Here is a 6,144-nt window from a genome sequence, read left to right on the forward strand (position 1 = left end):
CTGTTTACACCCGCCCCACTTCGCGCTACCTTCCGCAACACGTGGGGTGGGAGCGCTCCCACGCGGACGGACCGGAACCCGCCCGCGCGCCGCTCCCATCCCACGGCAACATCCCACGGCAACCACCTACCCCGCACGGCCCGTACCTCAAGGAGCGGACTGTACTGTCATGATCCTGACAAAATTATCGAGGGTGACACGCCCCAGAGTCCTCTTCCTGGTCCTCGTCTCCCTGCTGGCCACCGTCCCCGCCCTCAGCCTGGTCCTCACGACCGGTGGCAAGGCCGAGGCTCACGGCACCCCGATGAAGCCCGCCAGCCGTACCTTCCTGTGCTGGCAGGACGCCCTGACCGACACCGGCGAGATCAAGCCGGTCAACCCGGCCTGCAAGAACGCGCAGGCGGTCAGCGGCACCACCCCGTTCTACAACTGGTTCTCCGTGCTCCGCTCGGACGGCGCCGGCCGCACCCGCGGCTTCGTGCCGGACGGCCAGCTCTGCAGCGGCGGCAACACCAACTTCACCGGCTTCAACGCCCCCCGCGACGACTGGCCGCTGACCCACCTCACCGCGGGCAGGACGGTCGACTTCTCCTACAACGCCTGGGCCGCGCACCCGGGTTGGTTCTACGTCTACGTCACCAAGGACGGCTTCGACCCGAAGAAGACCCTCACCTGGGACGACATGGAGGCCCAGCCGTTCCTCAGCGTCGACCAACCGCCGCTGAACGGCAGCCCGGGCACGGTCGAGGCCAACTACTCCTGGACCGGGCAGCTTCCGGCGAACAAGTCCGGCCGCCACATCGTCTACATGGTCTGGCAGCGCTCGGACAGCGCGGAGACCTTCTACTCCTGCTCCGACGTCGTCTTCGACGGCGGCAACGGCGAGGTCACCGGCATCCACGAGCCGGGCAACCCGACCGAACCCGTGCCGGGCACCTGCACCGCCACCCGCAAGACCACGGGCACGTGGAGCGGCGGCTACCAGGCCGAGGTGACCGTCACCAACTCCGGCGACGTCCCGATGCTGGGCTGGATGGTCGACTGGACCCTCCCGGCCGGCCAGAAGGTCGACAGCCTCTGGAACGGCAACGCCACCTACACCGGCCAAGGCGTGATGGTCCACAACGCCAACTGGAACGGCTCACTGAGTCCGGGGCAGAGCGCGACGTTCGGATACGTCGTCACCGGCTCCGGAGGCGACACGGCCACGACCTTTCCCTGCCGCGTCGGTTGAGTGACCGTCAGAACACGACCGGACCTTCCGCTCAGGGCGGACCCGGTGGGGCTGTGCGCCACCGGGTCCGCGAGCCGTGTCGGCGCAGGGGGGTGGTGGCCGACGCGGATGGTGCATGGCTTGTGAACGACGCGACGCGCGACAACGTTGTCTACGTGGTCTGTACATGACTCTACCCCGCCAACGGACAACGATGTCAAATAGGTTGGGGGAAATAGCTGGACCGCCCGGGCGACGGCCGCGCGCGTCCCTCCCGCCGTACGCACCCTTCCGTGATACGCGTGGCGCACGCTACTGTCCCTGCGGCTTGTGCGACCTGTGGTGCGCGACCCGTCCGAAGGAGGAGGGGCCGCGTCATGCGTTTCCGTCCTGTGTCCCTGCTGCTGGCGGCCGTTCTCGCGGCCACCGGCGCCACTCCCGCCCTCGCGGCACCCGCCGCTTCGCCACCCGGTCTCGTCGACGACCCGACCGCCTACGTGAACCCGCTCATCGGCACGGAGAACGGCGGCAACGTCTTCCCCGGCGCCGTCACCCCGTTCGGCATGTTCTCCTTCAGTCCCGAGAACACCCGGGGCGACGCCACCCGCACCGCCGCCCCCGGCGGTTACCTGTACGGCGCCACCCGCATCCGCGGCTTCAGCCTCACCCACATGTCCGGCACGGGCTGCGCCGGCGGCAGCGGCGACATCCCGCTCTTCCCGCTCGCGGGAGAGGTGACCTCGTCCCCGGCGAGCGACACCAAGGACGCCGTGTACGCGTCCGACTTCAGCCACGCCGACGAGACCGCGGAACCCGGCCACTACAAGGTGGGTCTGGCCTCCGGCGTCACCGCCGACCTCGCCGCCACCGCCCGCACCGGCTCGGCCCGCTTCACCTACCCGGCCGACAAGCCCGCCTCCCTGCTGTTCCGCACCGCCAACTCCGAGGTGGGATCGGCGGATTCGACGGTGGAGATCGACCCGGCGACCCGGACGGTCTCCGGCTCGGTCACCTCCGGCAACTTCTGCGGCTACCTGGACCCGGAAGGCCAACGCGCCTACTACACCCTGCACTTCACGGCCCACTTCGACCGCCCCTTCGCGGCCACCGGCACCTGGCAGGACGACAGGCTCACCCCCGGGTCCGTCAGGGCCTCCGGCGGCACGGGCGGGTTCTCCCAGGGCGGGCGGCCCGTCGCCGGCAAGGGGGCGGGCGGATACGTCCAGTTCGCGCCCGGCACCGAGCAGGTCGGCGTCCGGATCGGGATCTCGTACGTCAGCCGGGCGGGGGCCGAGGCCAACCTCGCCGCGGAGAACCCGCGCGGGCGCTCCTTCGACGCGGTGCGCGACGCGGCCCGCCGCGCCTGGCGCGAGCGGCTGCGGGCGATCCGCGTCGGCGGCGGTACCGAGGACGAGCGCACGACCTTCTACACCGCGCTCTACCACGCCCTCCTCCACCCCAACGTCATCAGCGACGCCGACGGCCGGTACCGGGGCAGCGACGACAAGGTGCACACCGTGGCCCGCGGCCACCGGGCGCAGTACGGCACCTTCTCCGGCTGGGACGTCTACCGCGGCCAGGTGCAGCTGCTGACCCTGCTCGACGCGCGCACCGGTTCCGACGTGGCGCAGTCCCTGTACGAACTGGCCCGCCAGAACGGCGGCGTCTGGGACCGCTGGCTGCACGGCGCGAGCGGCACCCACGTCATGAACGGCGACCCCTCACCCATCGCGCTGGCCGGCATCCGCGCCTTCGGCGGCACCGGCTTCGACCTGCGCGGCGCCCTGGACTCCCTCGTGCGGGCGGCCACGGTCCCCACCGAGCAGGACCTGTCGTCGGCCGGGAAGCCGGTACTGTCCGTCGGCCAGCGGCCCTCCCTCGACAAGTACCTGAAGCTGCACTACATGCCGTCCGTCTCCAACGCCTGGGGCGGCGCCGCCGAGACCCTGGAGATGTCCGGCGCCGACTTCGCCCTCTCCCAACTGGCCCGCGCGGCGGGGGAGAAGGACACCGCTGCGGCCTTCACCAAGAGATCCCAGTGGTGGCAGAACAACTTCAACATCGCCGCGGACCCGGGCGGCGGGTACATCGCCAACCGCAAGGCGGACGGCAGCTGGGTCACCGGATTCACCCCGGGCACCGGGAACGGCTTCGTCGAGGGCACCGCGGCCCAGTACACCTGGATGGTGCAGCACGACCCGGCGGGTCTGTTCGCCGCGATGGGCGGCCGCGCCAAGGCCCTCGACCGCCTCGACGCCTTCTTCCACGACGACAAGGGCGACTGGGCCTTCACCGGCAACGGCGGCGACAAGTCCGAGCTGGACAACGAGCCCTCCGTCAACGTCCCCTACCTGTACGCCTACGCGGGTGCCCCGTACAAGACGCAGGAGACCGTCAGGGCCGCCATGCGGCAGCTCTGGTCGACCCGGCCGGGCGGCATCCCCGGCAACGACGACCTCGGTGCGATGTCCGCCTGGTACGTCTTCTCCGCCCTCGGCATGTACCCGCAGGTGCCGTCCCGGTCGGAACTCGTCCTGGCCTCACCGCTGTTCCCGCGCATCGAGATCGACCGGCCCACCGGCAACGACATCTCCGTCCGTGCGGAGGGAGCGGCCGCCGACGCCCCGTACGTCCACTCCCTGAGGGTGAACGGCCGTAGCAGCCAGGCGCCTTGGCTGCCCGCGTCCTTCGTGCGGGACGGCGGCCGGCTCGACTACACCCTCTCCACCGAGCCCGCCCCGGCCTGGGGAGCGGACGCGGCCCCGCCGTCCTTCCGCGAGGGCGAGCAGCCGTACCAGATCGGCGTCGGCCCGACCACGGCCAAGCTCGCCCCGGGCGGCAGCACCAAGGTCGGGGTCCGGGCGCTGTCCCTGAGCGGCGACGGCACGGGCCCCGAGGTCCGCTTCCGCGTCGAGACCCCGGAAGGCGTCACCGCGAGCCCCGCCGAGGGCACCGTGGCCGACGGCTCGCAGGAGATCACTCTGAGCACCACCGAAGGCACCGCGCAGGGGTTCTACGACGTCACGGTCGCCGTCACCTCGGAGGGCACCGCGTACGAGCAGCCGGTGTCCCTCACGGTGGCCGCGCCCGGCACCCTGCTCGCGGCGTACGACAACACCGGGATCTCGGACGACTCCGGCGACCACGACGAGGCCGACTACGACGGCGGCGGCTGGAGCTACTCCCGCCAGGCGCTGGAGGCGGCCGGCCTCACCGCCGGCAAGCAGGGCACGGTGGGCGGCCTGGCCTTCACCTGGCCGAACCCGCCGAACGGCCGCCCCGACAACGCCACGGCATCCGGCCAGACCCTCCAACTGGACACGCCCGTCAGCCGGTTGTCGTTCGTCGGCAGTGCGGTCAACGGCAACCAGCAGAGCCAGGCCGACGTCACCTACACCGACGGCAGCACCGGCACGGCCGAACTCGCCTTCACCGACTGGACCGTCGGCGGAGGCGGCGGCACCGTCCAGTACGGCAACGAGGTCGTCGCCCGCGCCGCCTACCGCAACGTGGCGGGCGCGGACCGGGACCCGGTGGCCACGTATGTCTTCGCCACGAAGCCCTTCACGGCACCGGAGGGCAAGAGGATCGCGAGCGTGACGCTGCCGCGGAACACGGACCTGCACGTGTTCACCCTGGCCACCGACTGACCGGCAGAACTCCGGCCAGCCAGTCGAGTTGGCGGCGCACGTGCACCGCGTCACCGCCCTCGTGGCCGTTGTAGGGATAGGCGTGGATCTCCTTGCGGGGGTCCACGCCGGTCAGCTCGCCGTAGCGGTTGAAGGCCGCGTACGCACCGCTCGGCGGGCACACCGTGTCACGCAGCCCCGTCCCGAAATGGGCCGGGGCTGCGGCGCGCCGCGCGAAGGAGACGCCATCCACGTACGACAGCGTGCGGTACGCGGCCTCCTCCGCGCCCCGGTGCACGGAGAGGTACGCGCCGATCTCGCCGTACGGACTCGCGTCGGTCAGGTCCAGGGCGCGCCGGATCCCGCACAGGAAGGGCGCGGTGACCAGGACCGCCGCCAGATCGGGCACCAGTCCCGCGACCGCCAGCGCCAGCCCGCCGCCCTGGCTGTTGCCGACGGCCGCGACACGTCCCCCGTCCACGTCCGGCAGGGCCCGCACCGCCGCCACGGCACGCACCGCGTCCGTGATCAGCCGCCGGTAGTGGTAGGCGCGCGGATCGGGCAGCCCCCGTGCGGCGGGACCCGGGCCGCCCGGCGCCGAGGCGTGCGGGTCGGGGGTCGCGCCGCCGCTGCCGTACTGGTCGCCCTGGCCGCGGTTGTCCATCAGCAGGTGTGCGTATCCCGCGTTCACCCAGGTCAGACGCTCGTGAGGGAGGCCGCGCCCGCGGCCGTAGCCGGCGTACTCGACGACCGCGGGCAGCGGCTCGGGCACCCCGGCCGGTCTGCTGTACCAGGCGCGCACCGGATCTCCGGCGAACCCCCGGAAGGTGATGTCCCAGGTCCGGGTCAGCCGCAGACCGTTCTCAGCGGGGCGCACCGACACCAACACCTCAGTCTGCGCAGCCTCCTTCAGGGTGTCACGCCAGAACTCGTCGAAATCCGGGGGTTCCTGGACATCGGGACGGTAGTGCTCCAGCTCCGCGGCGGGCAGATCGAACGCAGGCACAGGACACCTCGCATGAGTCGGTCCAAGTAGTGAAACTTGCGGAGGACGCGGGGATTTGGCCTCCCTGTCCTACCCAACTCCTGTCCCGCCCATCTCCCGCCCGCCCCATTGACAGCGCTTTCTCCCGCCCTCTAAGTTGCCGCGAAGTTACCGGTAAGAGCTCGAAAGTTTCGGTTCCATGTCTCCGTCTGAGAGGACCGAGCATGAGCACATCCGTCAAGTCGGCCTCTCCACCGTCCAAGCCACCGTCCAGCGTCGACGACCGGCCCGCGGCCCCCACCCGTCCCGCCCCGCGC

Annotated in this window: 3 protein-coding genes; 2 read left to right on the forward strand and 1 reads right to left on the reverse strand. The window is 71.4% G+C overall.

Translation table 11 applies throughout. The features are described 5' to 3' along the window. Positions 1–169 precede the first annotated feature (169 nt). Together AOJ26_RS37455 and AOJ26_RS37460 are read left to right on the forward strand one after the other, a co-directional pair. Complete coding sequence (locus AOJ26_RS37455; protein ID WP_199828913.1) at positions 170–1,234, forward strand: lytic polysaccharide monooxygenase auxiliary activity family 9 protein; 1,065 nt, start codon at positions 170–172, stop codon at positions 1,232–1,234. Positions 1,235–1,590: 356 nt separating this feature from the next. Next, on the forward strand, positions 1,591–4,863 hold the full coding sequence (locus tag AOJ26_RS37460) for a GH92 family glycosyl hydrolase (RefSeq protein WP_053852817.1): 3,273 nt from the start codon (positions 1,591–1,593) through the stop codon (positions 4,861–4,863). Here the strand turns inward: AOJ26_RS37460 and AOJ26_RS37465 are convergent. Then, positions 4,844–5,848, reverse strand: coding sequence for an acetylxylan esterase (locus tag AOJ26_RS37465; RefSeq protein ID WP_053852818.1), 1,005 nt, complete (start codon positions 5,846–5,848; stop codon positions 4,844–4,846). The two genes, AOJ26_RS37460 and AOJ26_RS37465, sit on opposite strands and share 20 nt — an antisense overlap. Positions 5,849–6,144: the final 296 nt, after the last annotated feature.

The organism is Streptomyces sp. NRRL B-24085 (assembly GCF_001282115.1).
In the GTDB taxonomy this organism is placed as follows: Bacteria; Actinomycetota; Actinomycetes; order Streptomycetales; family Streptomycetaceae; genus Streptomyces.

Bases quoted from the DNA above. Each gene is read 5' to 3' on its own strand.
- AOJ26_RS37455 (WP_199828913.1), top strand. From the start codon at position 170: ATGATCCTGACAAAATTATCGAGGGTGACACGCCCCAGAGTCCTCTTC.
- AOJ26_RS37460 (WP_053852817.1), top strand. From the start codon at position 1,591: ATGCGTTTCCGTCCTGTGTCCCTGCTGCTGGCGGCCGTTCTCGCGGCC.